Below are 24,888 nucleotides of genomic sequence, written 5' to 3'. Positions count from 1 at the left end.
GAAATATCATGGCTGAAGTGATTTTCAACAAACTGGAAAAAGTCTACTCCAACGGGTTTAAAGCGGTGCATGGTATCGACCTGAAGATTGCCGATGGCGAATTTATGGTGATCGTCGGCCCCTCCGGCTGCGCCAAATCGACCACCCTGCGCATGCTGGCGGGCCTGGAGACCATCAGCGGCGGCGAGGTGCGGATTGGGGACAAAATCGTCAACAACCTGGCGCCTAAATCCCGTGGCATCGCGATGGTGTTCCAGAACTACGCCCTCTATCCGCATATGACGGTGCGCGAAAACCTCGCCTTTGGCCTCAAACTAAGCAAGCTGCCGAAGGCGCAAATCGACAGACAGGTGGAAGAAGCGGCGAAAATTCTCGAACTGGAAGAACTGCTCGATCGCCTGCCGCGCCAGCTCTCCGGCGGCCAGGCGCAGCGCGTGGCGGTGGGCCGGGCGATCGTCAAAAAACCGGACGTCTTCCTGTTCGACGAACCGCTCTCCAACCTTGACGCCAAGCTGCGCGCCTCGATGCGGATCCGCATTTCCGATCTGCATAAGCAGTTGAAAAAATCTGGCAAACCGGCGACCACCGTCTACGTCACCCACGATCAGACGGAAGCGATGACCATGGGCGACCGCATCTGCGTGATGAAGCTCGGCCACATTATGCAGGTTGATACCCCGGACAATCTCTACCACCAGCCGAAAAATATGTTTGTCGCCGGGTTTATCGGCGCGCCGGAGATGAATATTCGTCCCAGCCAGCTGGTTGAGCACGGTGGTCGCCTGTATTTGACGCTGGGCGATCAGCGGCTGCCGCTCAACGATCGGCTGCAAAGCAAAGTTGAAACCCATAAGAATCAGCAGGTGTTCTTTGGCGTGCGCCCGGAGTTTGTCTCTCTCTCCGATGAACCGTTTGCCGAAGGTTCCTGCGCGGGTGAAATGGTACGCGTAGAAAACATGGGACATGAATTCTTTGTTTATCTCAGGGTTGCTGATTATGAGCTGACCGCCCGCGTGCCGTCGGACGATGCGAAGCCGATGATTGCCAAGGGACTGAATCGCAAAGTCTATTTCACCTTTGATCTCAACAAGTGTCACATCTTTGACGCCAAAACCGAACAGAACCTCTCTCTGTGAACCCTGGAGCATAACAATGAAAAACGTGCTGATAAGCGCCACCCTCTCCGCCACCCTGGGCCTTAGCGCCTTCTCTTCGCTAGCGCAGGATGTCGACCTGCGTATGTCCTGGTGGGGGGGCAACGGCCGCCATCAGGTCACCCTCAAGGCGCTGGAGGAATTCCACAAACAAAACCCAGACATCAACGTCAAAGCAGAATACACCGGCTGGGACGGCCATCTTTCACGCCTGACCACCCAGATTGCCGGCGGTACCGAGCCTGACGTGATGCAGACCAACTGGAACTGGCTGCCGATCTTTTCGAAAAATGGCGATGGCTTTTACGATCTGAATACCCTGAAAGACGAGATCGACCTCAGCCAGTTCGACGCCAAAGAACTGCAGTCCACCACGGTCAACGGCAAGCTTAACGGTATTCCAATTTCCGTCACCGCCCGCGTCTTCTACTTTAACGACGAAGCATGGAAAAAGGCGGGCATCCCCTTCCCGAAAACCTGGGATGAACTCATGGCGGCGGGAAAAACTTTCGAAAGCAAGCTCGGGAAACAGTACTACCCGGTGGTGCTCGAACACCAGGACGTGCTGGCCCTGCTCAACTCTTATATGGTGCAAAAATACAATCAGCCGGCCATCGATGAGAAAGGGCGAAAATTCTCCTACAGCAAAGCGCAGTGGGCGGATTTCTTCGGTATGTATAAGAAGCTTATCGACAGCCATGTGATGCCGGACACCCGCTACTATGCCTCCTTCGGCAAGAGCAACATGTACGAAATGAAGCCGTGGATCCAGGGCGAATGGGGCGGGACCTACATGTGGAACTCCACCATCAACAAATATTCCGATAACCTGAAGCCGCCGGCGAAGCTGGTGCTGGGGGAATACCCGATGCTGCCGGGCGCCACCGATGCCGGACTGTTCTTCAAGCCCGCGCAAATGTTATCGATTGGCAAATCGACGAAAAACCCGCAGGCGGCGGCGAAAGTGATTAACTTCCTGCTGAACAGCAAAGAAGGGGTGGATATTCTTGGACTGGAGCGCGGCGTGCCGCTGAGTAAAGCGGCGGTCACCTACCTGACCGAGGATGGGGTAATCAAAGCCGACGATCCGGCGGTGTCCGGCCTGAAGCTGGCGCAATCCCTGCCCACCGCTCTGCCGGTCTCCCCGTACTTCGACGATCCGCAGATCGTCGCCCAGTTCGGCACCACCCTGCAGTACATCGACTACGGTAAAAAGTCGGTGGAAGAAGCGGCCGAGGACTTCCAGCGCCAGACCGACCGCATTCTGCGCCGCGCGATGCGCTAACCTGCCCGTCTGAACTCTCCCGCGGCGCACGCCGCGGGAGGGTCTGCCAGACGGCCCTGTCAGAAGAAATATTTAAAGCGCACCCGGGCGCCGTAGCGTTCATCGGGATTCCCGCTCTTCGCTGCCGTGGAATCGAGCCACGAGGCATAGGCGCCAAGGTAAATATTGAAGTTCGGCATCGCCATGATATTCGGCAACTGCCAGGAGGTGTGCAAGGTATGGATGTCATAGCGCCCCGGCGCCAGGATAGCGCAATCGCCATCGCATTCGCTGGTCACCCCGGCCATATTGAACTGGTCGATTTTATTGTGCGCATAGATATAGCCCAGCTCCACGCGATGCCAAAGGGCGTTGATCCCGGCGCTGAAGTCGGTTTCGTCCGCCGCGTCCAGCAGGGCGGTACTCAGATTGACCACCGCCCCATCCTGCGGATCGCTTTTCAGGGTGTTCCAGCTCATGGTCAGCCCGTAGCCGGTGCGGTTTGACTGGTCGACCCAGCGTCCGCTCTGGCTCTGATAGCCGTAAGCATTGTTGACGAGATTGCTCTCTATCGCCGCGGCCGCCGACCAGACGCCGGACTGCCATGCCGCCACCGGCCGCACGTACACCACATTTTTGCGGTTTTCCAGCGCGTTACCATGATAGTTCTGATCGACAAACAGCGAACTGCCGTCCTCCACCAGGGTGTTAACTTCGAAATACCAGTTATCCACCGTTTTGCTAAACAGAAGGTTACCGCCGCTGCTGCTGCGCCCGCGCCCCTCTTTCATCATGTAAATATAGCCATAGCCATCGGAATAGAGATCGTTGGCGGTATTACCTGAATATTCAATAAAGGTATCCTGATTCAGCGGGAACATATCCCAGGCTTCAAAGCGGCCTATTTTTATTTTCCAGTCATCCTGCTGGCCGAAGAAAAATACCGCATCATCAAGATTCATTTTGCCATCCATATCCGCCAGAGGCTGCACGCTGAATCCGGCATATTGCCCGTCGGCGCCATTCCGTCTGCCATCGAAACCCAGCAGAATACGACCGTTAATATCCCAGCGCTCTTTATCGCCGGGCGCCCAGCTTTTATTCGCGCTGGTTTTGACCGACGTCAGGCTGCCGGTGCGACTGGCGCCATCGAGGTTAAATTCGACGTCGCCATAAAATTTTAATTCGCCATTGTCATTTAGCTGCAAACGCGGCGAAGCAGGCGCCGCGCGGGCGACCGTCGCGGCCTGCTGCTGGCCTTTCAGCGTCTTAATTTCCGCCTCTGCGCTGGCGGCGCGCGCCTCCGTCGCCTTTAGCCGCTGCTCCATTTGCGCCAGTCGCTCCTCCAGCGATAACGGCGCCTGCGCCATAACGGATGGCAGATACAGAGACGTCAGAAAACACCCGACCCAGATTTTATTCATCGGTAAACCCTTTTATTATGGAATGAACTGAATTTTTTATTAATGGGTAACGCACGACGATGCAGGCAATAATAACCCGCCCATCGTCAAAGACGGGTTATTAACGACAACAGCCTTATTATTATTCGAGCTGCCAGGCGCCGGCTTCGGTTAATGCCGCCGCGCCGCTCCAGGCAAATAACGCTAATTCACGGCGGGGAGCCTGCGGATAGATACGGCTGCTCAGGCAGGCTTCGCCGTCATTGACAAAAACCTCCACCGAAGAGCTATCGAAAAATATTCGCAGGTTGAGATCCGCCCCGGCGGTCAACGGCACGCTGCGCGTCCCGCACAGGCCATACTGCGGATAATGCCGTTCCAGCACCAGACGCTGCTGTTGGGCATCCATGTAGATGCGCAGGCCATCGCCAAAGCGCAGACCATACTGCTCGGCGCTGCTGCGGGCGCAGTCCCAGCGCAGATTCACCTCCATCGCCTCGCAGTTGTCGACCATCGTCGTCTGCTGGTTGTTCAGGGTGCTGACCGGCCACGGGAACCAGGCGCCGCGCAGGCTCTCCACTTCTTTCGCCGGGCGCATCTGCAGGCGGTCATCCGCGCTCAGGCTCAGCTCGCGCGGCAGGGAGAGCATGCCCGCCCAGCCGTCCTGCTGCTCCGGCAGCGGCGATTCCCACATATCCAGCCAGCCAATCACGATCCGCCGGCCATCGGGGGTGGAGAAGCTTTGCGGGGCATAGAAATCGTGGCCGTTATCCATCTCCCGGAATTCGCCATGGCGAATAAAACGCTGGCCTGGCTGCCACTCGCCGATCAGATAGCCGCTCTGGAACAGATTGCGGTTGCTGAACCCCGCGGCCTGCATCCCCTGTGGGGAAAACATCAGAACGCGTTTGCCGTTGAGGGTGAAGAAGTCCGGGCACTCCCACATATAGCCCATGGTGCTTTCCGCTTCATCCAGCACCCCCGCGTCCTGCCACTGGCGCAGATCGGCTGAACGGTACAGCCGCACCTGGCCGGTATCGCCTTCGCGCGCGCCGACGATCATGTACCAGCAGTCTCCTTCACGCCAGACCTTCGGGTCACGGAAGTGGTGCATACCCGGCGGGGTGTCGACCACCATCCCCTGGCGCTCAAAGTGGATCCCGTCGCGGCTGGTGGCCAGACACTGCACCTGATACAGATTGGCTTCGTCGCCAGGATCGCCGTGGAACTTATGCCCGGTGTAAATCAGCGCCAGGGTATCGCCATCGACCACCGCCGAGCCGGAAAAGCAGCCGTCTTTATCCTCCGGGCCCTCCGGCGCCAGGGCTACCGGCAAATGCTCCCAGTGCACCAGATCCTTACTGCGCGCGTGCCCCCAGTGCATCGGTCCCCACTGGGTGGAGTACGGGTGATGTTGATAAAAGGCATGGTACCAGCCGTCAAACCACACCAGACCGTTTGGGTCGTTGATCCACCCGGCGCGGGCCGCCAGGTGATAGTGCGGATACCAGCGCAGATTAAGCGCCTGGCGTTGTGTCTGGAGTACCTGTTCAGCCCGGGAGATTGTGTAAGTCATCATTTTCACTCTTTTTGATTCAGATAGCGGTAGGTTGCGACACCAGCGGATCGGCGGAGGATTTGCCGGAGCGCAACAAGAAGATGGAAATAAAGGTGGTGCAGAACACCAGCAGGCCCATGATCAGGTAGGACTGGGCGAAGCCATATTTTTCATAGCTGTAGCCCGCCAGCGGCGACAATACGCTGGCGATAATCGAGCTGGTGCAGGCGAAGCCCACCAGATAGAGGGTGGAGGAGAGACGTTTATCGAAGTTGAGGCTGTTGTACTTAAAGATAGCCACCAGCAGTATCGGCAACTCCACCGCGTGCAGCAGTTTGGTGATGGAGATCAGCAGCGGCCCCTCCACCAGACCGGAGGCCACCATGCGCATCGCCATCACCATGCCGGCGAAAATCAGACCGTTTTTGGCGCCGATGCGGTTCACCAGCCACGGCGCGCAGAACATGCCGGCCGCCTCGAGGAACACCTGGAAGGAGTTGAGGTAGCCATACATCTCATTGCCTTCCTGCAGGGTCGCGAACTGCGATGAGAAATAGACCGGGAACTGCTGGTCATAGACGCCGTAAATGCAGGTGCCGATGACGAAGAAGACCAGCGCCCAAAAGCGCGGCAGCGTCAGCAGGCGCAGCGCATCTTCGAGGGTCACCTTACCGCCCGATACCGCCTCCTGCATCGCATGCGGCGCCGAGGAGACCCGCAGCCGCGCCAACAGGATAAAGAACACCAGCCCGGAACAGCTGGCGACGAGGAAGTTTAGCTGCGGATTGATGTTAAACAGCAGGCCGGCGAAGAAGGTGGCCACCGCCCAGCCCAGCGAGCCCCACATCCGCGCCCTGCCGAATTCAAACTGGCTCTGACGCGCCACCCTCTCGGTGTAAGATTCCAGCACGCCGATGCCGCCGTTAAAGGTCAAACCGATATAGATCCCGCCAAAAATGCTGCCCAACAGGACGTTGATTTTCAGCAGGTGGCCGAACAGCAGATACGCCGGACCAGAGAGGATCAGCAGCGCGGTGATATACCAGAGCAGATGTTTGCGCAGCCCCAGCTTGTCCTGGATAAATCCATAGCAAACTTGCGCAAACAGCGCGGAAACCGACAGTACGGCATAGATAATACCGGTATCGCCTGCCTTCAGCCCAACCTCCTGGTGAAGCCAGATAGAGAGCAAGGAGCCGGATGACGACCAGGTCACGAAAAAGAAAAACAGTAAGGCACTGAGCAACGGGTAGCTGTGTGAGTGAGGCGCTTTCATCATGACATTCTCGTGTTAGAGGAATGCAATTATGGTAACGTTAACAAAAAACAAAACGCAGGTGGATTCGCTGCGATATATGATGTTAATCACAAAAGTTAACGTTAACATAATGAAGATGCGATCGCGATCAAAAATCAACCGCAACATAGCTCACGACGGCGATAGCAGAAAATCGTTTCACTCTTTTACATCAGCGACTTAGTTGTATAGCCTGTACTCTGCGGCAATGGCGGAGGAAAAAATGGCGTCCCTGAAAGATGTAGCAAAACTGGCGAATGTATCTCTGATGACCGTCTCACGGGCGCTGAACACCCCGGAGCGGCTGAAGCCTGAGACACTGGCCCGCGTGCAGGCCGCCATCGCCGAAACCAACTACGTCCCCGACCTGTCGGCGAAGAAGATCCGCGGGGCGCGCGCCACCCCCAGCACCATCGGCGTGCTGGCGCTGGATACCGTGACCACGCCCTTTTCGGTGGAGATCACCTTATCGATCGAAGAGACGGCCCGCGCCCACGGCTGGAACAGCTTTGTGGTCAATATGTTTTCTGACGATCGTCCGGAAGCGGTGGTCGACCTGCTCCTCTCCCATCGTCCGGACGGCATTATCTTTACCACCATGGGCCTGCGCCAGGTACCGCTGCCGGAAAAACTGCTGACTCTGCCCTGCGTGCTGGCCAACTGCGAAAGCCTCAGCCAGCCGGTGGCCAGCTATATCCCGGACGATGAACAGGGGCAGTACGATGCGGTGAAAGCCCTGCTTGCCGCTGGCTATCGTCGTCCGCTGTGCCTGCACTTACCCGCCAGCCAGCCGGCGACGATCCGCCGCCGCCGGGGGCTGGAGCGCGCCTGCCGGGAGGCCGGTATCGAACCGGACCATCTGAGCCATTCGTATATGGGCCAGGGCGATGAGCATTACCACGATATCCCGGCGGTGGTGCTGGCGCATATCCGCGAGGGTAAACCTGGCTTTGACTCAGTGATCTGCGGCAACGATCGCATCGCGTTTATGGTCTATCAGACGCTGCTGGGCCAGGGGTTACGCATTCCACAGGACGTGGCGGTAGTGGGATACGACAACATGGTGGGCATTGGCGATCTGTTTCTACCGCCGCTCTCCACAGTGCAACTGCCGCATTATGACATCGGGCGCCTGAGCGCCCTGCATATCATTCACGGCGACAACCATCGGGAGACGCGCAAAGTCGCCAGCCCGTGGTTGCCGCGCGCCTCACATTAACGATTACCGATGTTGCGCAGCTTCTCGCCCGCCATCAGGTTGCGCTCAATGTGCTCGAGGGTGACATTCTTGGTTTCCGGGATCAGCCAGAAGGTGATGCCGATAAAGGCCACGTTGAGCGCCGTGTAGAGCCAGAAGGTGCCGGCGGCGCCAATCGCGTCAAGCAGCGTCAGGAAAGTGGCGCCGATGATCATGTTCGACACCCAGTTGGTGGTGGTCGAGCAGGTGATACCGAAGTCGCGGCATTTTAGCGGCTGGATCTCGGAGCAGAGGATCCACACTACCGGCGCCGCGCTCATCGCATACCCGGCAATACACATCATGGTCATGCCGACGGAGAGCCAGGAGAGGCCGCTGGATGCGGTGCCATTGTCGAACTGCATCAGGCAGTAGCCCAGCACCAGAGTGCCCAGCGCCATCACGCTAAAGCCGATTTTCAGCGCTGGCTTGCGGCCCGCTTTATCCACTGTGAACACCGCAATAAAGGTGGCAAACATAAAGGTCAGGCCCACCACCAGGGTGGCGATCATCTGCTGTTCAGTAGTGGTAAAGCCCGCCATTTTAAAGATACGCGGCGCATAGTACATGATGATGTTCATGCCGGTGAATTGCTGCATCGCCTGCAGCAGCATGCCCAGGAACACCGCCCGGCGCACGTTACGATTGACCTTAAACAACGCCCAACCGCCCTGCTTCAGCTTGAGGCTCTCACGGATCTCGTTAAGCTCGTCGCGCGCCTTTTCCGAGGTATCGCGCAGCATCCGCAGCACTTCTTCCGCTTCGATATGGCGTCCCTTCTCCGCCAGCCAGCGCGGGCTGTTCGGCAAAAAGACGACCAGAATGATCAGGATCACCGCCGGCAGCGCCAGCACGCCCAGCATGGCGCGCCAGTTACCGCTGTAGCTAAAGGCGGTATCGGAAAGAAACGCCAGCACAATGCCAAGGGTGACCATCAGCTGATACATACTGATCATTTTCCCGCGCACGTTCTCGCTGGCCATCTCGGAGAGGTACAGCGGCGCGGTATAAGAGGCAATCCCGACTGCCACGCCCAACACCACGCGGGCCACCAGCAGCACCTCCACGCTGGCGGCAAAAGCGGATCCGATAGAGCCGGCCACAAAGAGTACGGCCCCCGCCATCAGGCTGTATTTACGACCAAGGCGGAACGACAGCCAGCCGTTAAACAGCGCGCCTATCGCCGCCCCCAACATCATGCTGCTAACCACCCACTCCTGAAGCTGGCTGGATAAGGTGAAATGGTCGGTTATAAAGGGCAACGCTCCGGATATCACGCCGATATCCAGGCCAAAGAGCAAGCCCGCCACCGCCGCGGCGATGGAAACAAACCAGTTCATCCGCCGGGTATCACGTTGCGTCCGCGGCGATAATGTAGAGTCGTTACTGATTGAAGTCATTTTTTTCCTGCCACACAGAGTAAGACATAAGACGAAAGTACGTGACTGGTGGATGAATGGGTCAGGCAGGATAAGCCAAAGATATGGACTATATTGCTGGCAGGATGGGTTTTGTGATGGACATTAAACTTTCAAAGTAACAAAAAATGCGTTTCCAATAGTTAATAACCCTGTTTATACAGAGCGGTAACATTATACCCGTGTTCAGGAGTATGGACGATCCGCACTTTTGCGTATGGACAATAATTGCTCAGAAGGCCGGAGCGATACCACAGACCCCGGCCATCGCGGACGGTTAGCGCGCCAGCCAGCCGCCGTCCACCGCCACCGTGTAGCCATTGATGTAATCGGAGGCTGAGGAGGCAAGGAACACGACTGGCCCCATCAGATCGGCCGGTAGCCCCCAGCGCCCGGCGGGAATGCGATCGAGGATTTCGCTGCTACGCTGCTCGTCGGCGCGCAGCTGCTGGGTGTTGTTGGTCGCCATATACCCCGGGGCGATGGCGTTGACGTTGATGTTGTGTTTGGCCCACTCGTTGGCCAGCAGGCGGGTGACGCCCATCACCGCGCTTTTGGATGCGGTATACGACGGCACGCGGATCCCCCCCTGGAACGACAGCATGGAGGCGATGTTAATGATCTTCCCGCCGCTGCCCTGGGCGATAAAGTGTTTCGCCGCCGCCTGGGACATAAAAAATACGCTCTTGATGTTGAGGTTCATCACGTCGTCCCAGTCTTTTTCGCTGAACGCCAGCGCGTCCTCGCGGCGAATCAGGCCGGCATTGTTGACCAGAATATCAATATGGCCGAACTCCGCCACCGCCCGCTCCAGAAGCTGAGGAATACCGTCGATCTGGCGCAGGTCGGCGGTCAGGCTAAGAAAACGGCGTCCCAGCGCGGTTACTCGCTCGATAGTCTCCACCGGTTCGACGATATTGATACCGACAATATCGCAGCCCGCTTCCGCCAGCCCGAGGGCCATCCCCTGACCTAAACCGGTATCGCATCCGCTCACGACGGCCACTTTTCCCTGCAGGGAGAATGCATCAAGAATCATATTATGTTCCTTAGTCGTTCAGAGCCTGCTGTTTGCAGGCAAGGTTCTCTCGGCCCGGTCCGCGCCGGCGGCGCGACTGAGCGTGGGGCGAACTCTCGGGCATAGCCCACCATAATGAAAATAAAACAGAGTTCCGTTTTGCTGATGGGTGCCATCTTAGCCCCGCCCCCAGCCATTTTCAATATTATTTAAAACGATGTTTCATTTTTTATGATGATGATTACAAAAAAAGAAAAAGCGAAGGAGCCTCCCGGCACGCGCCAGGCCGGAAAAGGTTTTGAAAAGATGAAGATTCAACCGATTGTCTGCAGAGGTGCCGAAGCGAAGCCAGCAGCCCGCTGAAAACGCGGGAATTACGCTGAACTGCGTGAGCCATCACAAATAATGAAACAATGTTTTGATAAATTAATACCCGTCTTTTAAAACATATCACTCAGCGACACGCCTCTGGTCCAGCGGCATCGCAGGAAAGAAAGGAGCACTACATGGCTAAAGGCATGCGGGTCAAACTGAATTATCACGTCAGCCACGATCCGGATACCGGGGCGGAAGTCACCCGCTTAACCCCCCCGGAGGTCACCTGTCATCGCAACTACTTCTATCAGAAGTGCTTTTTTAACGATGGCAGCCATTTACTGTTCGCCGGCGAGTTTGACGGCCACTGGAACTACTATCTGCTGAATATCGCCAGCGCCGAGGCCGTCCAGCTAACCGAAGGCGCCGGGGATAACACCTTCGGCGGCTTCCTCTCCCCGGACGATAAGTCGCTTTATTACGTGAAAAATGACCGTATCCTGCTGGAAGTCAACCTGACCACCCTCGCCGAGCGCGAAGTTTATCGCGTTAGCGATGACTGGGTAGGGTATGGCACCTGGGTGGCAAACAGCGATTGCAGCAAACTGGTGGGCATTGAGATTGCCAAAAGCGACTGGACGCCACTCAACGACTGGCAGATTTTCCATGATTTCTTCCATAAAGGACCGCACTGCCGCCTGCTGCGCGTCGACCTGCGCAGCGGTGAGAGCCAGGTGATCCATGAGGAAAAAATCTGGCTGGGACACCCGATCTATCGTCCCTTCGACGACCATACCGTCGCCTTCTGCCATGAAGGGCCGCACGATCTGGTGGACGCCCGCATGTGGCTGGTCAACGAGGATGGCAGCCATGTTCGCAAAGTCAAAGCGCATGCTCCAGGCGAAAGCTGTACTCATGAATTTTGGGTGCCGGACGGTTCGGCGCTGATCTACGTCTCCTATCTGAAAGGCCAGCAGGGACGGACGATCTATCGCTTTGATCCCGAAAGCGGCGTCAACGAGGCCCTGATGACGATGCCGGCCTGCTCGCATCTGATGAGCAATTTCGATGGCACGCTGCTGGTAGGCGATGGCTCAGGTACACCGGTGGATGTCAAGGATACCGGCGGCTACTCCATTGATAACGATCCCTGGCTGTATGTCTTTAACGTGGCGGAAAAGCGCTACTTCCGCGTCGCGCGCCATGATACCTCGTGGGCGACGGTGGCCAACAGCCGCCAGGTAACGCACCCGCACCCCTCATTTACCCCGGACGATAGCGCCATTCTGTTCAGCTCCGATAAAGACGGTAAACCGGCCATCTATATCGCGAAATTACCCGCGCACCCGTCAATGCTGAGCGCCTGATCCACGCCACACTTCTTTCTGTAACTGGCCTTGCCCTCCTTCATGGAGGGCTTTTTTTGTCCCTTCTCTTTCCCCCATAAAAAAACCCCGGCTGACGGCGCCGGGGAAAACAAACGATGAGGGATGAATGGTCGGTCAGAACGAGTAAGCCACCCCAACGCGGAAGCGGGTCTGGCGATCGCTGCGGTCATTGACCCCGACGTTGCCAATTTCGCCATACGGCGACCAGTTATTATCCAGCTTATAGGCCACCTTCACGTTATATTCCTGCGAGTAGGGTTTATTGTCGTTGCGGCTGACCCCTTCCGAGCTGCGGGCATAGACATAGTTCAGCTCTGTACGCCAGTCGCCGAGGACAAATCCGGCCCACGCGTCGCCGCGGTTAACTTTGTCATCATCTTTGCCGGCGTTGTTCGGATAGCGGGTGTATTCATAGCGATAGCGAGCGGCGACATAGAAGCCGTTGTCGAAGCTGTACTGCGCGTGCAGGTGCGGCTTGTAGATGGAGCGGCTGTCGTTGCTCTCAATGGTAAACCCGGGGGTGAGGAAAAAGTTCGACGTTGCTTTCCAGCGCCAGCTGATGGTGTCTTCATGACCATTGCCCACCACGTCCGAATAGGGTTGCGAACCGTTGTCGCCACCCGAACGCCATTTGGCCTCGACGGTAAAGCCTAAGCCGTTGGCAAAGCGGTGAGAAACGGAGACGCGGTCAGCATTACTTTTATCACTCTTTCCGCCATCAATAAATTCATGACGTAAATCTATCGTTACCGCGGTTGCCGCAAAAGACATACCGCAGAGGGCGGCGAGAACCAGAGATCGTTTTAACATAGGGTACCCTTACAATAAATAAAATGACATTTCGTTTTTATGAAACATCATTTTATTTTTTAGACACCATAGTTTTAGTGACCAGGATCGTAGTTATTTGTTTCAAAAAAGGTGGCACAACAAGACGTGACGAAGCTCAATAATTTCGCCGGGGAGAGTGAAAGAGGGAGGGGAAAAATAAGGGTTCGGCAAAGCACGGCGCATAAAAAAGGCCTCCCGCAGGAGGCCATGGAAATCGAGGTATAGCGCTATGCGCGTTCTACCGCCAGCGCCACGCCCTGACCGCCGCCAATGCACAGCGTCGCCAGACCTTTGCGGGCATCGCGCTTGATCATTTCATGCACCAGCGACACCAGAATCCGGCAGCCGGAGGCGCCGATGGGGTGGCCGAGGGCGATCGCGCCGCCGTTGACGTTGACCCGGCGCTCATCCCACTCCAGTACCCGGCCAACCGAGATCGCCTGAGCGGCAAAGGCCTCATTGGCTTCGATCAGATCGACGTCGTCCAGCCGCCAGCCGGCCCGCTCCAGACAGCGACGGGTGGCATGCACCGGGGCAATGCCCATCAGCGCCGGATCGACGCCGACGCTGGCGAAGGCGCGGATCCGCGCAAGGATCGGCAGCCCCAGCTCCAGCGCTTTAGCCTCGCTCATCATCATTACCGCCGCCGCGCCGTCATTGATGCTTGAGGCGTTGCCGGCGGTTACCGATCCAAGGCGATCGAAGGTGGGCTGCAGGCTGGCCAGCCCTTCCGCGCTGGCATCCACCCGCGGTTGTTCATCGGTATCCACGGTGCGCGCCGCGCCGTTATGCTCGGTGACAACCGGGACGATCTCATCGCGAAAGCGACCGGAATCAATCGCCTTGCGCGCCTTATGCTGTGAGCTGAGCGCCCAGGCGTCCTGCAGCTCGCGACTGATGCCAAATTCCCGGGCCAGGTTTTCCGCCGTGACGCCCATATGATAATCGTTGAAAGCATCCCACAGCCCATCATGCACCAGACTGTCAATCAGCTGGCTGTTGCCCAGCTGGGCGCCGGTGCGGCTGTCGGTAAGCACATGCGGAGCGCGGCTCATATTCTCCTGGCCGCCAGCGATCACCACGTCCGCTTCCCCGCACTGGATCGCCTGGGTAGCGAGGTGCAGAGCCTTCAGGCCGGAACCGCAGACATCGTTAATGGTGATAGCCGATACGGTGTTAGGCAGCCCACCGCGAATAGCGGACTGACGCGCCGGATTTTGTCCGGTCCCCGCGGTCAGCACCTGGCCGAGGATCACCTCATCCACGCTGTGCGGATCGATTCCCGTTTTCTCCACCAGCGCCTTCACCACCACGCTCCCCAGCTCGACGGCTGAATGGCGCGATAATGCGCCCTGAAAGCAGCCAATCGGCGTTCGCAGCGCGCCGACGATCACGACATCCTTCATCCTCTACCCCTGCCCATGCATTTGCGCAAAGAAACAGCGATATACTAGATAATTGTTATCAAAAAACTTTGTAATTGTTTAAAAAAAGTGAAGCCAATCACAAAGAAATAGCTATTCGTTAACGTTCACGCCGCTGCAGATGCTGACGCAGCCAGCTGCCGGCCGCTCCCGGCGGCGCTTTCTTATTCCACAGCAGATCGACTGAAATTGCCCGCGGCCAGCCGGGGATATCGAGCGCCACCAGCCCGCCCTGCGGCGCAAACTCCGCCACCAGCGCGCTGGGCAGAATGCACCAGCCGAACCCCTGCGCCGCCATGCTGAGCAGCAGCAGGTAGTTTGGCGCCGACCAGACCTGGCCTGCGGCAGGTTCGGTGGCGCTGGCCAGAAAGGTGCTCAAACGCAGCTCGCGCCAGCTGCGCAGCTCATCCCAGGCGACCTTACCCTGCGCCGCCAGCGGATGGCCAGGGGCTACATAAATGCCCATCGCCGTCTGCAGCGGCAGGCGGGTGCTGCCGATATCGGTGGGGTAGCGCTCCCTCGCCTCAATCAGCCCCACCTGGGCGCGGGATTTTTGCAGGAGATCGATCACATCCTCGTCTTCGCCAATCAAACACTCAAACTCGGTATGAGGAAAGCGGCGGTCAAACTGCACCAGCAGATCTTCCAGCACGTCCGGGTGCAGAGTATCGGAGAGCACGAAGGTCAGCCGCGGCTCCGTCTCGCCGGACAGCGACACAGCCAGTTCGTCCAGCCGCTCGCTGGCGGCAAGAATCGCTTTGACATAGCTCAGCACCTGCTCCCCCTGCGGGGTCAGCGTCGGTTGCCGCGTTGCCCTGTCAAAGAGGATTACGCCGAGATCGGCCTCCAGATTGGCGATGGCGGTACTGATCGTCGACTGACTTTTCCGCAGGCGGCGGGCGGCGGCGGAGAACGATCCGCTGTCGACCGCCTCGACAAAGGCGGTTAAGGCTTCCGGTGAATAACGCATGATGTATCTACAATATCGATGGTTCCTATCTTTTGTTTATCATATTTTTCCATAAACTGCCGGGTAATTTCCTGTTCAGGCTAAAACTGGAGGTAGCTCGCCATGCAACAGACCCCACATCAGCGCAAGACGCTCACCGAACGCGTTATCCACGCCATCACCTTCGAAGGACTGGCGACGCTGATCCTCGCCCCTACCGCCGCCTGGCTGATGCAGCGCTCGGTAGTGGAGATGGGCGGACTGAGCATTCTGCTCGCCACCCTGGCGATGGTATGGAACATTATCTATAACGCGGCGTTCGATCGCCTGTGGCCGGTCTCCCGCTTCCCCCGCCAGCTGAAAGTACGCGCCCTGCACGCGCTCGGTTTCGAAACCGGATTCGTCATCATTGGCGTCACCATGGTGGCGATCGTGCTGGGCGTCTCGCTGCTGCAGGCGTTTATGCTGGAGATCGGTTTTATGCTTTTCTTCCTGCCCTACACCATGGCCTTTAACTGGGTATGGGACACCCTGCGCGAGCGCGTTATTCGTCACCGCCGCCCGCGCCAGACGGCGCGCGGTTAATCCCGGCGCGGATCTTCGACGATCCGCCGCGACTTTATCACCGAAAACTATCGCAACAGACGAACCATAAATATGGTAAATTGCACTCCTTTTTTTTGGTTTGACGGTTGATAAAGTCGCATAATGTCTAAAATTTGGTCTAAAGAAGAAACTCTATGGAGTTTTGCCTTATATGGCACTGCAGTAGGCGCTGGGACGCTATTTCTACCGATCCAGCTGGGTTCGGCTGGCGCGATTGTGCTGTTCATCACCGCGCTGGTCGCCTGGCCGCTCACTTACTGGCCCCACAAAGCGCTGAGCCAGTTTATTCTCTCGGCCAATATCGCGCCGGGAACCGGGATCACCGGCGCAGTTAATCACTACTATGGTAAGAAAATTGGCAACCTGATCACCGGCCTCTATTTCCTTGCCTTCTTTGTGGTGGTGCTCATCTACGCCGTGGCCATCACCAACTCGCTGGCCGAACAGGTGGCGCATCGCACGCCGATGACCCCAGGGCTGCGTGCGCTGCTGAGTCTGGGGGTCGTGCTGGTCCTCAACCTGATCTTTCTCATGGGACGGCAGGTCACCATCAAGGTGATGGGCTTTCTGGTCTTCCCGCTTATCGCCTGTTTCCTGTTTCTCTCCCTCTATTTAATCCGCGACTGGCATCCGGAGCATCTCACCAGCCAGATGCAGTTCAGCCCGCAGACGCTCCACCAGGTCTGGATCTCTATTCCCGTGATGGTTTTCGCTTTTAGCCATACGCCGATCATCTCGACTTTTGCTATCGATCAGCAGGAGAAACACGGCGACCTGGCCATGGGTAAATGCAAAAAAATCATGAAGGTGGCCTACACCATCATCTGCGCCAGCGTGCTGTTTTTTGTCTTCAGTTGTCTGCTGGCGATCCCGGCAACCTATATAGAGACCGCCCGCGATCAGGGGGTGACTATCCTCTCCGCCCTGTCGATGGTGCCAGGCGCGCCGGGATGGCTGGCGGTGACCGGCATCATCGTCGCCGTCGTCGCTATGTCGAAGTCGTTTCTCGGAACCTACTTCGGAGTGATTGAGGGCGCCAGCGAAATCGTCAAAAGCTCGCTGGGCCTGCTGGGCGTGCGTAAGAGCCGCGCTTTCAACCGCGCGATGTCGATCCTGCTGGTCTCCGCCTTCACTTTTGCGGTGTGCTTTATCAACCCGAATGCGATCTCAATGATCTACGCTATCAGCGGACCGCTTATCGCCATGATCCTGTTTATTATGCCCACGCTGTCGACATGGCTCATTCCGGCGCTGAAGCCGTACCGCTCGGTGGGTAACGCCATTACGCTGGTGGTTGGCCTGCTCTGCGTGTCGGTGATGTTCTTCGGCTAATCCCCTCTGGCGACAGCGGCTGCCTGAGCTGCTGTCGCACATTCTGACAATATTCTCCCCCTTGCCTTCCTTGTGAGCGGATTACACTTACGGCTTAGCCACCGTGAGGAGAGTTCTTATGTCCAGTGTCACCTTATCCGGTCGCGGCACGCTCGGCGATCGCCAGGTCTATCGCTTAGGTTACGGCGCGATGCAGCTGGCCGGCCCCGGTGTCTTCGGCCCGCCCAAAGATCCTGAAGAAGCGGTGCGCGTACTACAGGCCGCCGTCGAGGCCGGGATAAACCATATCGATACCTCTGATTTCTACGGTCCACATGTCACCAATCAGTTGATCCGCAAAGCGCTCCACCCCTACCCTGACGATCTGTGCATTGTCACCAAGGTCAGCGCCCGCCGTGACGAGAAAGGCAACTGGCTACCGGCCATGTCGCCCGCCGAACTGACCCAGGCCGTTGAAGACAATTTGCGTCACCTGGGGCTTGAGGTACTGGAAGTGGTTAATCTGCGCAGTATGCTGAGCCCGCACGGCCCGGTGGAGGGTTCGCTGGAGGCGCCACTCGCCACCCTGCTGGAACTGAAAGAGCGAGGATTAATCCGCCATATCGGCCTCAGCAACGTGACGGCAAAGCAGGTCGCGGATGCGCAGAAAATGACGCCCATCGTCTGCGTGCAAAATCTTTATAACGTTGCCCATCGCGCCGACGACGCGCTGGTGGATGCGCTGGCCGCCCAGCACATCGCCTGGGTGCCCTTTTTCCCGCTGGGCGGTTTTACGCCGTTGCAGGCGCAGGAGTTGAACGAGGTCTCGGCTTCGCTTGAGGCGACGCCGATGCAGGTCGCCCTCGCCTGGCTGCTCCAGCGAGCGCCAAATATTCTGCTGATCCCCGGCACCTCCTCCCGCACGCACCTCGCGGAAAATATTGCCGCTGCCGAGCTGGTCCTGCCCGCGGAAGCGCTGCGCACCCTCGATAATATCGCCACCGCCGCGCGCCGCTGACCTGCCAGACAAAATGGAGGGAACCCTATCCCTCCTCAATATTTGCCTGGAAAAACCTCACCGCTACTGGCACTATAGATCCTACAAATGGGGCGTGATCGACGATCGTTCTCTCATTATCCCCGTTAATTAAACTTAAGTTTTTATCCTTCGACCGGTCTCCAGCTTGGAGGCCGTTGTCGTTTTTGTCATGACCAAAATTCGAAACTCTTGATTACAGGAAATACAATATCAAATTCCAAGTTTATACATATCAATCTGGCTGCAAAGATAGTCAATAACATCAAACGCTCATAAAAACATCTGATTAACCCAATCAGAATGTTGCTATTGCTATAAGAAAAATCAAACGCCTCACGACAACTATTTACAAGGGATGCATATGACAGAGGGAACGATAAAGACCAGTAAGTATGAAATTATTGCTATTTTCAGAGAGGAGTTGCGCAAACGTACTGAAATTGAAATATTTTTTAACAACACCAGTATCATAACCCAACTGACGCGCGTGGACTTTGCCGAGTTTCATATTCAGACCCATCGCAAAATCCCGTCCGGGCATAAAATTCGCTTTCTCCTGCATAGCGATTCAGGGAAAATAGAGTTTAATGCGGCCCTGACAAAACATGACAATAGCGGTGTCGATAAAGGTATCCGCTACGCTTTTTCATTGCCTGAATGCCTGCAGGTAGTGCAGCGTCGCCGCGATCCCCGCTTTCGTTTACGCCATGAGCATGACTTTTATTGCCGCGGCCGCCATAAAAACGGCGAAAACTATCTTTTCGATATCAAAGACATTTCAGATGGCGGTTGCGCATTGATGACCAAAACGCCGAATCTTAAATTCCTCAGCCACAACGCCTTACTGAAAAACGCCGTACTGATGCTTGCAGAATATGGCGAGATCACCATCGACCTGGTGGTCAAAAATGTCATTGTTATCACCCTGGATAACGCTAATGAAGAGAGTGAGAGCTACTATCAGATATCCTGCCAGTTTAAGTTCCGCCATCTCGATGACCAGCGCAGAATAGAGAAGATACTGCTGGACCTGATCTTAGAAGCCAAGCGCAAAAAGAGAATCTGACAACCTTGGACAGTATATTGCTGTACACCAATGACAATCTCATTGGTCACTCAATCTATCACTACCTTATTGATAGCCATGAAAATGCCACCCGACTGAGTTATGCCGATGTCATCCATGAGAAACATCTGCCACTGGCCCAGACGATTATTTTCAATTTAATTAATAAGGATATTTCTGCCATCAGAATCGTCGATCTGCTGAATGCGCTCCGCCTTTCCCTGCTGCGCTGCCAGCAGCCGGTGCTAATGGTGAAAAGCGACATTGTCGGGCTGTGCAGAGAGTTGATAAACTTTGACAACGCTATGATTATTAGTGAGAAATCTCCGCTAACTCTTTTTTCATCTATCGTCCAGCGCGCCAAAGGCGTCAGCGAACTGCCGCCGCGAGGATTGCGCAAACAGCTTTCACCACGGGAGTGTCAGATCCTCGAACTGCTCATTGCCAACAATAATAATAAGCGTATTGCCGCCCTGCTCGGCATTGCTCATAAAACGGTTCATAGCCACCGCATCCATATCATGCAAAAACTGGGTATTGATAACTCCCGCACTATGAATCAGCGTATTGCCGCTCTCCATCAATGCTAAATGTTCTCCCGGTAAATCAGTAGCGGATAAAGCGTACTTATTCGCTGTTGATTTACATTTCCCGCCATTCCCATTAATCATCAGGTAGCCTATAATTAATGTATCCTCTGCCTATTGTCTGACTAACCTCGTGAAGAGGGATAATGAACACTAAAATATTCGAAGACAACATTTTATCTCGTAATGATATCGCTGTACGCTACGTCTTTCAGAAAATGTTTTCCCCACAAGGTACTCTGGTCGCGGTGGAATGCTTAAGCCGCTTTGATAATCTTTCTATTTCCCCCGAAGATTTTTTCCGCCATGCTACCGCCGCCGTTCGTGAACGTATTTTCCTCGAACAACTGGCACTGATTGAAAAGCATAAAGCCTGGTTTTTACGTAACCATATTTCCGCAACAATTAACGTTGATGACCATATCCTGAACCTGTTGCGCCAGAAGGATATAAAAGCCAAAGTCGCCGCCCTGACCTGCGTCCATTTCGAGGTAACCGAAAACGCCGAGAATCTGCTGCATAATTCTCTTGCCGCCTGGCAGAGCCCACAGGATACCTCACTGTGGCTCGACGACTTCGGCTCCGGCTACGCGGGAATTAACGCTATTCGCGGTTATCACTTTGACTATGTGAAAATTGATAAGGATTTTTTCTGGCACCTGATGCGCAAAGAGTCCGGCCGCCAGCTGATGGATGCGCTGGTGACCTTTTTATCGCGCAACCATCATAATGTGATTATTGAAGGTGTCGAAAGCGAAGCCCATAAAGAATGGCTGCAGGGAATGGAGTGGTTTGCTATCCAGGGACATTACTGGCGGGAAGTCAGTATTGAACAACTGGTCGCCGATGATATTGCCATGTAAAAAAAGCCGGGAATTCCCGGCTTTTTAACGTCACTTAATTATAAACTAATTCCCACGTTGCCCAGCTGGTAATCGGCCCGCTGGTGGCGCTTTTCGGCGTTGGCGAAACATAGCCAACGTAATAGGTGAACAGGCCGCCGCTGACCGCGCTTTCCTGCAAACGCACCTGATTTTGCTGCGGGTCCGCCGGGACAATTTTATTACTCTTATCCAGAGTATTATTATCGTTAGTCGATAGGGCCAGATAAATATTCTGCGCTCCATCCGGCAAGGTATTGGCCAGATACCCGGCGTTTTCGTTACCGACCGCCGTCAGTAAAAAACCATCGACCCAGCGCACGCTGACCCGACGCACCTCATCCTGCGAGGCTGCCCCACCATCATGGCGCAGCTGGCAGTTTGACAGTGCCAGGGTAAACGGCTGCGGTTTCATAAACGCCCCGGCCCCGCGATCGTGGACTTCCGCCAGGCTGACCGGCGCCAGCCAGACATTACCGCTGCCGGCATGCTGGCCGCCGTTTAGCGCGACGCTACAGGAAATATCCGTCACCCGCCCGGCAAAATCGACCCGTCCGCGATCGTAATTGGTCTCAAAACCCCACGCCGAGGGGGCGGCGAGGCTGCCGCAAAATAGCAGCCACGCGATAGTGTTTTTCGGCAATCCCTTCATTCCCCCTCCCGTATTAATCGTACGTCAGGTTAAAGATCATATGCGACTCCACCTCGCCGGTGCTGGTCGTCGGGCCATACTGATAAAAACGCGCGTGCAGCGGTATGGTGATGTAGCGGGTCTCCTGATTATTCAAGCGGCCGACGGTGTATTTCTTATTAAACTGCAGCGGGGAGCCATCCTTCAGCACCTGGATGCCAATGCCTTTCGCCATCCCGCTGCCGGCTTTTTCATTCAGCAAGGCGCCCATGGTAGCGGTAGTGCTGGTGGCCAGGGTACCGGAGAACGAGGTGCTAATGTTGGCATATCCCGTTTCACTCAGGCCGCCGCTGCACTGCAGGTCGATATTAAAATCCTTCCCGCCGGCGGTGGTGCCGACCCCTTTCAGGTCGGTGCGCCGGATGGAACCCACATCGACATTCATATTTTTCCCGCTCAGCACCGAACAGGAGGGCGAGACCACGGTGATGGCGTTGGCGCTCAGATAGGTTTCGAGGATCGGGTTACCGCCGCTCTCCCAGTCGTAGGAGGTGTACTTACCCGCCGCCAGGGTGCCGCTGCCGGTGGTTGCCGCGGTTTTGATAATCTGCAGCGTAAAGCGCGACCCTTCGAGGGAATAGTTGGTGGTGTTATATACCCGGGACGAAAAGACGTCGGGATAGACGATATTTACCGTTGCGCCGCCGCGGCTGAAACGCATGCCGATTCCCGGCACGTTGGTGGAGTAGATTTTATTTCCAAGGTCCGTGGCCCCTGGCGACACGATCTTCGCCGCAAAGCGGTTGGTGCCGGAAGTACAGCGATAGCTTGCCCCGCCGGGAGCGCTCATCGTCCAGTCGCGGGTAAGGATCACCGAGCCCACCGGCAGATCCGGGGGCACCACCACCCTGCCCACCACCATGTCCAGCATCACCGTTGGCGATGAGAGACGCGTACAGGAGGCCCAGGACGAGGTGGTTCCCAGCGCCATTAAGACGATAAAAAGCGTTAGTAATTTCCTCAGCGACATACGCTATCCTTTGTTGTTTGCTGTCCCAGATCCACCGAACACTGCCCGCCGCTCCACTTCACAATCGCGCGTTTGGCGTTCGCATCGCTGATAAACATCATGCTGCCCTGGCCGACAACGCCGATCTCCTTGCCGTCGGGGGAGAAAATACTTGCCGCAAACGGCAACGGCTCGTGGTTCGCCTGGCGCGCCTGCAGGGTGAGGTTGTTCTGCACCTTAGTGCCGAACGCGACCTTAACCACGCTGCCTTCCCACGGCACAACCTGCGCCACGGTGCGATCGAAGGCCACGTCGTCATGGCTGCCTTTCGGGTCGATTTCCACGGCGTTAATCCGGTACGGGCGCAGATACGGCAGGATGGCGTAACCATTGCTGTCCACACGGGTGCCCGGCGATCCCGGAAGCATCGCCCCGGCCGCGTCTTTGGCTTCAATCAGGGCCATCGTCGAGCCGCTTTCCGGTGAGAGCACCACGCCGCCGCTGTGGGCGATCATCGTCCCGCTGGCGCCAATGCCGCTCTGACGATAGCCTTCGCCCTGGCTGTAGCTGCCGTTGAGGGTGGTCCATGGCGTACGGTAGCTGCCGTTGAGCGCCACATCATGCTGACCGCCGGTGGCGGTGGTGGTCGACACGCCGTAGTTAAGGTTGTTTTCACTGTCCAGCGAACCGTTGATACCAATCTGCGAGCTGGCAAAGCGCGAGTTATTGAACGAGGTGTTCGACGTCAGGTTGGCGGTGCGGTTATCGCCAAACCACAGCGGGTAGCTGAAGTTGAGTGAAATACGATCGTCGCGACGATGACCGGAGCTGTCTGGCGTATAGACGCGCTGCGCGCTCGCCGACCAGGAGAGACGACCAAATGAATTGTTGTAGCTGACCTGATACTGCTTCTCGGTCCCGGAGCGGTTCCAGTAATCGGAGATACGGCCGCTGAGATAAAACCCGCCCCAGCCGTCCGGCAGGTTCTGGTTCACCGTGAAGGTCATGCCGTTTTTTTGCCGCCACAGGGTGTAGTTGCTGCGACTATTTTTTTCCTGATCGACGGCGTACAGCGCGTCGTTGAGGTTGTAATAACCTTTCGTCGAGTAGCGATACGCCGCCAACACGATGCTGGTCTGGGTATCGGTAAACATGCGGTTAAAGGTCGCGCGATAGCTCTGACCCGAGTCATCATGGGCATCGCTCTTCAACCGCGAATGGGTGACGTCAAAAGAGAGCGCGCCGATGCCGGTGTTCATCCCGGTCCCCACCAGGAAGGCCTGATAGTCGTCAAAACCGGTGACCCCGGTGTAGCCGGTCAACAGGTTGTTGATCCCGTGCTGCCAGGTCGCCTGATAGAGCATCGGCTTGTTGCGCAGCGCGCTGTCGTCCACTTTACCGGCGGAGAGCGCGTAGCGGGTCATGCCCGGGCGCAGCAGCTGGGCGACGGAGGCGTAAGGCACGCTAAACACTTCTACCGAGCCATCCGCTTCTTTCACCGAGACCTCAAGATCGCTGCCATAGCCGGAAGGATAGACATCCTGCAGGGTAAACGGTCCGGGCGGAACGGTGGTCTGATAGATAATATTGCTGCCCTGGCGCACGGTGACGAGGGCGTTGCTCTGCGCCACGCCGCGAATTTCCGGAGCATACGAGCGCATGCCGTCCGGGAACATATTGTCATCGGTGGAAAGATTAACCCCGCGCAGACCGATGGTGTCGAAAAATTCACCATTGGTGAAAATCTGCCCGCCGCTGACGATGGAGTTGAGCTGTGGGATAGGGCGCTGGAGATAGGTCTGGTTGCTGTTCCAGTGCGCTTTACCCTGCTGCTGCTGCCAGTTCAGGTTGCCGATGTGCTTCAGCAGCCAGCCGTCCCACGACAGTCCGGCGTTGACGCCCAGATAGGCGCTGCTGTTATCCGACCCGCCTACCGAAGAGGTATGGCTGTTCCAGGCGTTCGCCATCCAGCCAAGATTGAGCGCGGTAATACCTTTGTCCCAGAACTCCGGGCTGACATAGTTTTTCAGGCGTTGATCTTCATAGATCTGCGGTACCGAAATGTTCAACCGCAGGGAGGACTGGACCAGGTTGTCTTTGACGTTTTCTTCGTTGCGCCAGGATTTGAGGCTACCGCAGTAGCCCTCCTGCTCGCTCAGCTGCGGATTGAGCTTTTCCGCCGCGATGCCATATTGGGCCAGCATCGCTTTGGTGTAGCAGACGCCCAGCCGACCATCTTTATCGCGCGCGATGCGTAAATCGTAGCGCCCTTTCCACTCGTCGTTGGTGTAGACGTCAAGGGAGTAAGTGCCTTCGGTAATCGCGCTGGTCGAAAAGCGCGACAGATCGACCTTTTCGCGACTGCCGACAATAAAGCCGTCGTTAAACTGATATACCGTTCCCGGGTTTTCCTGTCCGCTGGAAAATGGCGGAAAGCAGCACAGCGCGATGGCGATCGCGGTGCTTAATCTTCCCGGGCAGAATGACCTCTGCTTCATTAGC

At 56.5% G+C, this 24,888-nt stretch carries 23 protein-coding genes; 11 read left to right on the top strand and 12 right to left on the bottom strand.

Annotated features, from left to right (window positions below; all coding sequences use genetic code 11):
• The first annotated feature begins 8 nt into the window (after positions 1–8).
• Both KB892_RS03145 and KB892_RS03140 read left to right on the top strand, forming a co-directional pair.
• On the top strand, positions 9–1,136 hold the full coding sequence (locus tag KB892_RS03145; protein WP_002915997.1) for an ABC transporter ATP-binding protein: 1,128 nt from the start codon (positions 9–11) through the stop codon (positions 1,134–1,136).
• 16 nt (positions 1,137–1,152) lie between these two features.
• Positions 1,153–2,439, top strand: coding sequence for an ABC transporter substrate-binding protein (locus tag KB892_RS03140; RefSeq protein WP_002915998.1), 1,287 nt, complete (start codon positions 1,153–1,155; stop codon positions 2,437–2,439).
• Between the two features lie 59 nt (positions 2,440–2,498).
• On the opposite strand, the gene KB892_RS03135 is transcribed toward KB892_RS03140, so the two are convergent.
• From KB892_RS03135 to KB892_RS03120, 4 genes are all read right to left on the bottom strand, one after another.
• Positions 2,499–3,842 carry a carbohydrate porin gene (locus tag KB892_RS03135; protein WP_004151959.1) on the bottom strand — a complete coding sequence of 448 codons (1,344 nt, stop codon included), beginning with the start codon at positions 3,840–3,842 and terminating at the stop codon, positions 2,499–2,501.
• 121 nt (positions 3,843–3,963) lie between these two features.
• Entirely contained in the window at positions 3,964–5,397 is a 1,434-nt protein-coding gene (locus KB892_RS03130) for a glycoside hydrolase family 32 protein (RefSeq protein WP_002915999.1), read from the bottom strand.
• A 19-nt stretch (positions 5,398–5,416) separates the two neighbouring features.
• Entirely contained in the window at positions 5,417–6,658 is a 1,242-nt protein-coding gene (locus tag KB892_RS03125; protein WP_002916000.1) for an MFS transporter, read from the bottom strand.
• A gap of 12 nt (positions 6,659–6,670) precedes the next feature.
• Positions 6,671–6,805: a hypothetical protein gene (locus KB892_RS03120; RefSeq protein ID WP_004143987.1), complete on the bottom strand. Its 135-nt coding sequence runs from the start codon at positions 6,803–6,805 to the stop codon at positions 6,671–6,673.
• 94 nt (positions 6,806–6,899) lie between these two features.
• On the opposite strand from KB892_RS03120, the gene KB892_RS03115 reads away from it, so the two are divergent.
• Positions 6,900–7,895: a LacI family DNA-binding transcriptional regulator gene (locus KB892_RS03115; RefSeq protein ID WP_004149647.1), complete on the top strand. Its 996-nt coding sequence runs from the start codon at positions 6,900–6,902 to the stop codon at positions 7,893–7,895.
• Here KB892_RS03115 and KB892_RS03110 read toward each other — a convergent pair.
• Together KB892_RS03110 and kduD are read right to left on the bottom strand one after the other, a co-directional pair.
• Positions 7,892–9,313 carry an arabinose-proton symporter AraE gene (locus KB892_RS03110; protein ID WP_002916001.1) on the bottom strand — a complete coding sequence of 474 codons (1,422 nt, stop codon included), beginning with the start codon at positions 9,311–9,313 and terminating at the stop codon, positions 7,892–7,894. The genes KB892_RS03115 and KB892_RS03110 overlap by 4 nt on opposite strands.
• A gap of 295 nt (positions 9,314–9,608) precedes the next feature.
• Positions 9,609–10,370 carry a 2-dehydro-3-deoxy-D-gluconate 5-dehydrogenase KduD gene (gene kduD, locus KB892_RS03105; RefSeq protein ID WP_002916003.1) on the bottom strand — a complete coding sequence of 254 codons (762 nt, stop codon included), beginning with the start codon at positions 10,368–10,370 and terminating at the stop codon, positions 9,609–9,611.
• 210 nt (positions 10,371–10,580) lie between these two features.
• Between kduD and KB892_RS31410 the strand changes: the two genes are divergently transcribed.
• Both KB892_RS31410 and KB892_RS03100 read left to right on the top strand, forming a co-directional pair.
• Positions 10,581–10,712, top strand: coding sequence for a hypothetical protein (locus KB892_RS31410; protein WP_004154563.1), 132 nt, complete (start codon positions 10,581–10,583; stop codon positions 10,710–10,712).
• A gap of 143 nt (positions 10,713–10,855) precedes the next feature.
• Entirely contained in the window at positions 10,856–12,031 is a 1,176-nt protein-coding gene (locus KB892_RS03100) for an oligogalacturonate lyase family protein (protein WP_002916048.1), read from the top strand.
• A 135-nt stretch (positions 12,032–12,166) separates the two neighbouring features.
• Here KB892_RS03100 and ompK26 read toward each other — a convergent pair whose 3' ends face one another.
• From ompK26 to KB892_RS03085, 3 genes are all read right to left on the bottom strand, one after another.
• Positions 12,167–12,862, bottom strand: a complete 696-nt coding sequence (ompK26, locus tag KB892_RS03095) for a KdgM family porin OmpK26 (protein ID WP_002916050.1) — start codon at positions 12,860–12,862, stop codon at positions 12,167–12,169.
• Positions 12,863–13,110: 248 nt separating this feature from the next.
• Positions 13,111–14,289 (bottom strand): acetyl-CoA C-acetyltransferase, encoded by a 1,179-nt coding sequence (locus KB892_RS03090; RefSeq protein ID WP_002916052.1) that lies wholly within the window; start codon positions 14,287–14,289, stop codon positions 13,111–13,113.
• Between the two features lie 118 nt (positions 14,290–14,407).
• A complete protein-coding gene (locus KB892_RS03085; RefSeq protein ID WP_002916055.1) occupies positions 14,408–15,277 on the bottom strand; it encodes a LysR family transcriptional regulator in 870 nt (289 codons plus the stop codon).
• 102 nt (positions 15,278–15,379) lie between these two features.
• Here KB892_RS03085 and KB892_RS03080 point away from each other — a divergent pair, with 102 nt between their 5' ends.
• The 6 genes from KB892_RS03080 (at position 15,380) to mkrJ (ending at position 20,728) form a co-directional block, all read left to right on the top strand.
• Entirely contained in the window at positions 15,380–15,841 is a 462-nt protein-coding gene (locus KB892_RS03080) for a multidrug/biocide efflux PACE transporter (protein ID WP_002916056.1), read from the top strand.
• A gap of 123 nt (positions 15,842–15,964) precedes the next feature.
• On the top strand, positions 15,965–17,194 hold the full coding sequence (locus tag KB892_RS03075) for an amino acid permease (RefSeq protein ID WP_002916058.1): 1,230 nt from the start codon (positions 15,965–15,967) through the stop codon (positions 17,192–17,194).
• Between the two features lie 118 nt (positions 17,195–17,312).
• Positions 17,313–18,191: an aldo/keto reductase family oxidoreductase gene (locus KB892_RS03070; protein WP_211778020.1), complete on the top strand. Its 879-nt coding sequence runs from the start codon at positions 17,313–17,315 to the stop codon at positions 18,189–18,191.
• 382 nt (positions 18,192–18,573) lie between these two features.
• Positions 18,574–19,278, top strand: coding sequence for a transcriptional activator MrkH (gene mrkH, locus KB892_RS03065; protein ID WP_004152886.1), 705 nt, complete (start codon positions 18,574–18,576; stop codon positions 19,276–19,278).
• Between the two features lie 17 nt (positions 19,279–19,295).
• On the top strand, positions 19,296–19,868 hold the full coding sequence (gene mrkI, locus KB892_RS03060; RefSeq protein ID WP_002916079.1) for a transcriptional regulator MrkI: 573 nt from the start codon (positions 19,296–19,298) through the stop codon (positions 19,866–19,868).
• A gap of 143 nt (positions 19,869–20,011) precedes the next feature.
• Positions 20,012–20,728 carry a cyclic-di-GMP phosphodiesterase MrkJ gene (gene mkrJ / locus KB892_RS03055; protein WP_004144002.1) on the top strand — a complete coding sequence of 239 codons (717 nt, stop codon included), beginning with the start codon at positions 20,012–20,014 and terminating at the stop codon, positions 20,726–20,728.
• Positions 20,729–20,762: 34 nt separating this feature from the next.
• Here mkrJ and mrkF read toward each other — a convergent pair whose 3' ends face one another.
• From mrkF to mrkC, 3 genes are read right to left on the bottom strand one after another with little or no spacing between them, the layout of a single operon-like run.
• A complete protein-coding gene (gene mrkF, locus KB892_RS03050) occupies positions 20,763–21,398 on the bottom strand; it encodes a type 3 fimbria minor subunit MrkF (protein WP_002916122.1) in 636 nt (211 codons plus the stop codon).
• A 13-nt stretch (positions 21,399–21,411) separates the two neighbouring features.
• Positions 21,412–22,407, bottom strand: coding sequence for a type 3 fimbria adhesin subunit MrkD (gene mrkD / locus KB892_RS03045; RefSeq protein ID WP_002916123.1), 996 nt, complete (start codon positions 22,405–22,407; stop codon positions 21,412–21,414).
• On the bottom strand, positions 22,398–24,884 hold the full coding sequence (gene mrkC / locus KB892_RS03040) for a type 3 fimbria usher protein MrkC (protein ID WP_000813718.1): 2,487 nt from the start codon (positions 24,882–24,884) through the stop codon (positions 22,398–22,400). Before mrkC ends, mrkD begins: the two co-directional genes overlap by 10 nt.
• Between the last annotated feature and the right edge of the window lie 4 nt (positions 24,885–24,888).

The organism is Klebsiella sp. P1927, from assembly GCF_018204675.1.
In the GTDB taxonomy this organism is placed as follows: Bacteria; Pseudomonadota; Gammaproteobacteria; order Enterobacterales; family Enterobacteriaceae; genus Klebsiella; species Klebsiella pneumoniae.
This window is presented reverse-complemented; position numbering and strand designations above follow the sequence as displayed.

Bases quoted from the DNA above. Each gene is read 5' to 3' on its own strand.
- KB892_RS03140 (WP_002915998.1), top strand. From the start codon at position 1,153: ATGAAAAACGTGCTGATAAGCGCCACCCTCTCCGCCACCCTGGGCCTT.
- KB892_RS03130 (WP_002915999.1), bottom strand. From the start codon at position 5,397: ATGACTTACACAATCTCCCGGGCTGAACAGGTACTCCAGACACAACGC.
- mrkD (WP_002916123.1), bottom strand. From the start codon at position 22,407: ATGTCGCTGAGGAAATTACTAACGCTTTTTATCGTCTTAATGGCGCTG.
- mrkF (WP_002916122.1), bottom strand. From the start codon at position 21,398: ATGAAGGGATTGCCGAAAAACACTATCGCGTGGCTGCTATTTTGCGGC.
- KB892_RS03120 (WP_004143987.1), bottom strand. From the start codon at position 6,805: ATGTTGCGGTTGATTTTTGATCGCGATCGCATCTTCATTATGTTAACG.
- mrkC (WP_000813718.1), bottom strand. From the start codon at position 24,884: ATGAAGCAGAGGTCATTCTGCCCGGGAAGATTAAGCACCGCGATCGCC.
- KB892_RS03090 (WP_002916052.1), bottom strand. From the start codon at position 14,289: ATGAAGGATGTCGTGATCGTCGGCGCGCTGCGAACGCCGATTGGCTGC.
- KB892_RS03075 (WP_002916058.1), top strand. From the start codon at position 15,965: ATGTCTAAAATTTGGTCTAAAGAAGAAACTCTATGGAGTTTTGCCTTA.
- KB892_RS03110 (WP_002916001.1), bottom strand. From the start codon at position 9,313: ATGACTTCAATCAGTAACGACTCTACATTATCGCCGCGGACGCAACGT.
- KB892_RS03115 (WP_004149647.1), top strand. From the start codon at position 6,900: ATGGCGTCCCTGAAAGATGTAGCAAAACTGGCGAATGTATCTCTGATG.
- KB892_RS03100 (WP_002916048.1), top strand. From the start codon at position 10,856: ATGGCTAAAGGCATGCGGGTCAAACTGAATTATCACGTCAGCCACGAT.
- KB892_RS03080 (WP_002916056.1), top strand. From the start codon at position 15,380: ATGCAACAGACCCCACATCAGCGCAAGACGCTCACCGAACGCGTTATC.
- ompK26 (WP_002916050.1), bottom strand. From the start codon at position 12,862: ATGTTAAAACGATCTCTGGTTCTCGCCGCCCTCTGCGGTATGTCTTTT.
- kduD (WP_002916003.1), bottom strand. From the start codon at position 10,370: ATGATTCTTGATGCATTCTCCCTGCAGGGAAAAGTGGCCGTCGTGAGC.
- KB892_RS03070 (WP_211778020.1), top strand. From the start codon at position 17,313: ATGTCCAGTGTCACCTTATCCGGTCGCGGCACGCTCGGCGATCGCCAG.
- mkrJ (WP_004144002.1), top strand. From the start codon at position 20,012: ATGAACACTAAAATATTCGAAGACAACATTTTATCTCGTAATGATATC.
- KB892_RS31410 (WP_004154563.1), top strand. From the start codon at position 10,581: ATGATGATGATTACAAAAAAAGAAAAAGCGAAGGAGCCTCCCGGCACG.
- KB892_RS03125 (WP_002916000.1), bottom strand. From the start codon at position 6,658: ATGATGAAAGCGCCTCACTCACACAGCTACCCGTTGCTCAGTGCCTTA.
- mrkH (WP_004152886.1), top strand. From the start codon at position 18,574: ATGACAGAGGGAACGATAAAGACCAGTAAGTATGAAATTATTGCTATT.
- KB892_RS03135 (WP_004151959.1), bottom strand. From the start codon at position 3,842: ATGAATAAAATCTGGGTCGGGTGTTTTCTGACGTCTCTGTATCTGCCA.
- KB892_RS03145 (WP_002915997.1), top strand. From the start codon at position 9: ATGGCTGAAGTGATTTTCAACAAACTGGAAAAAGTCTACTCCAACGGG.
- KB892_RS03085 (WP_002916055.1), bottom strand. From the start codon at position 15,277: ATGCGTTATTCACCGGAAGCCTTAACCGCCTTTGTCGAGGCGGTCGAC.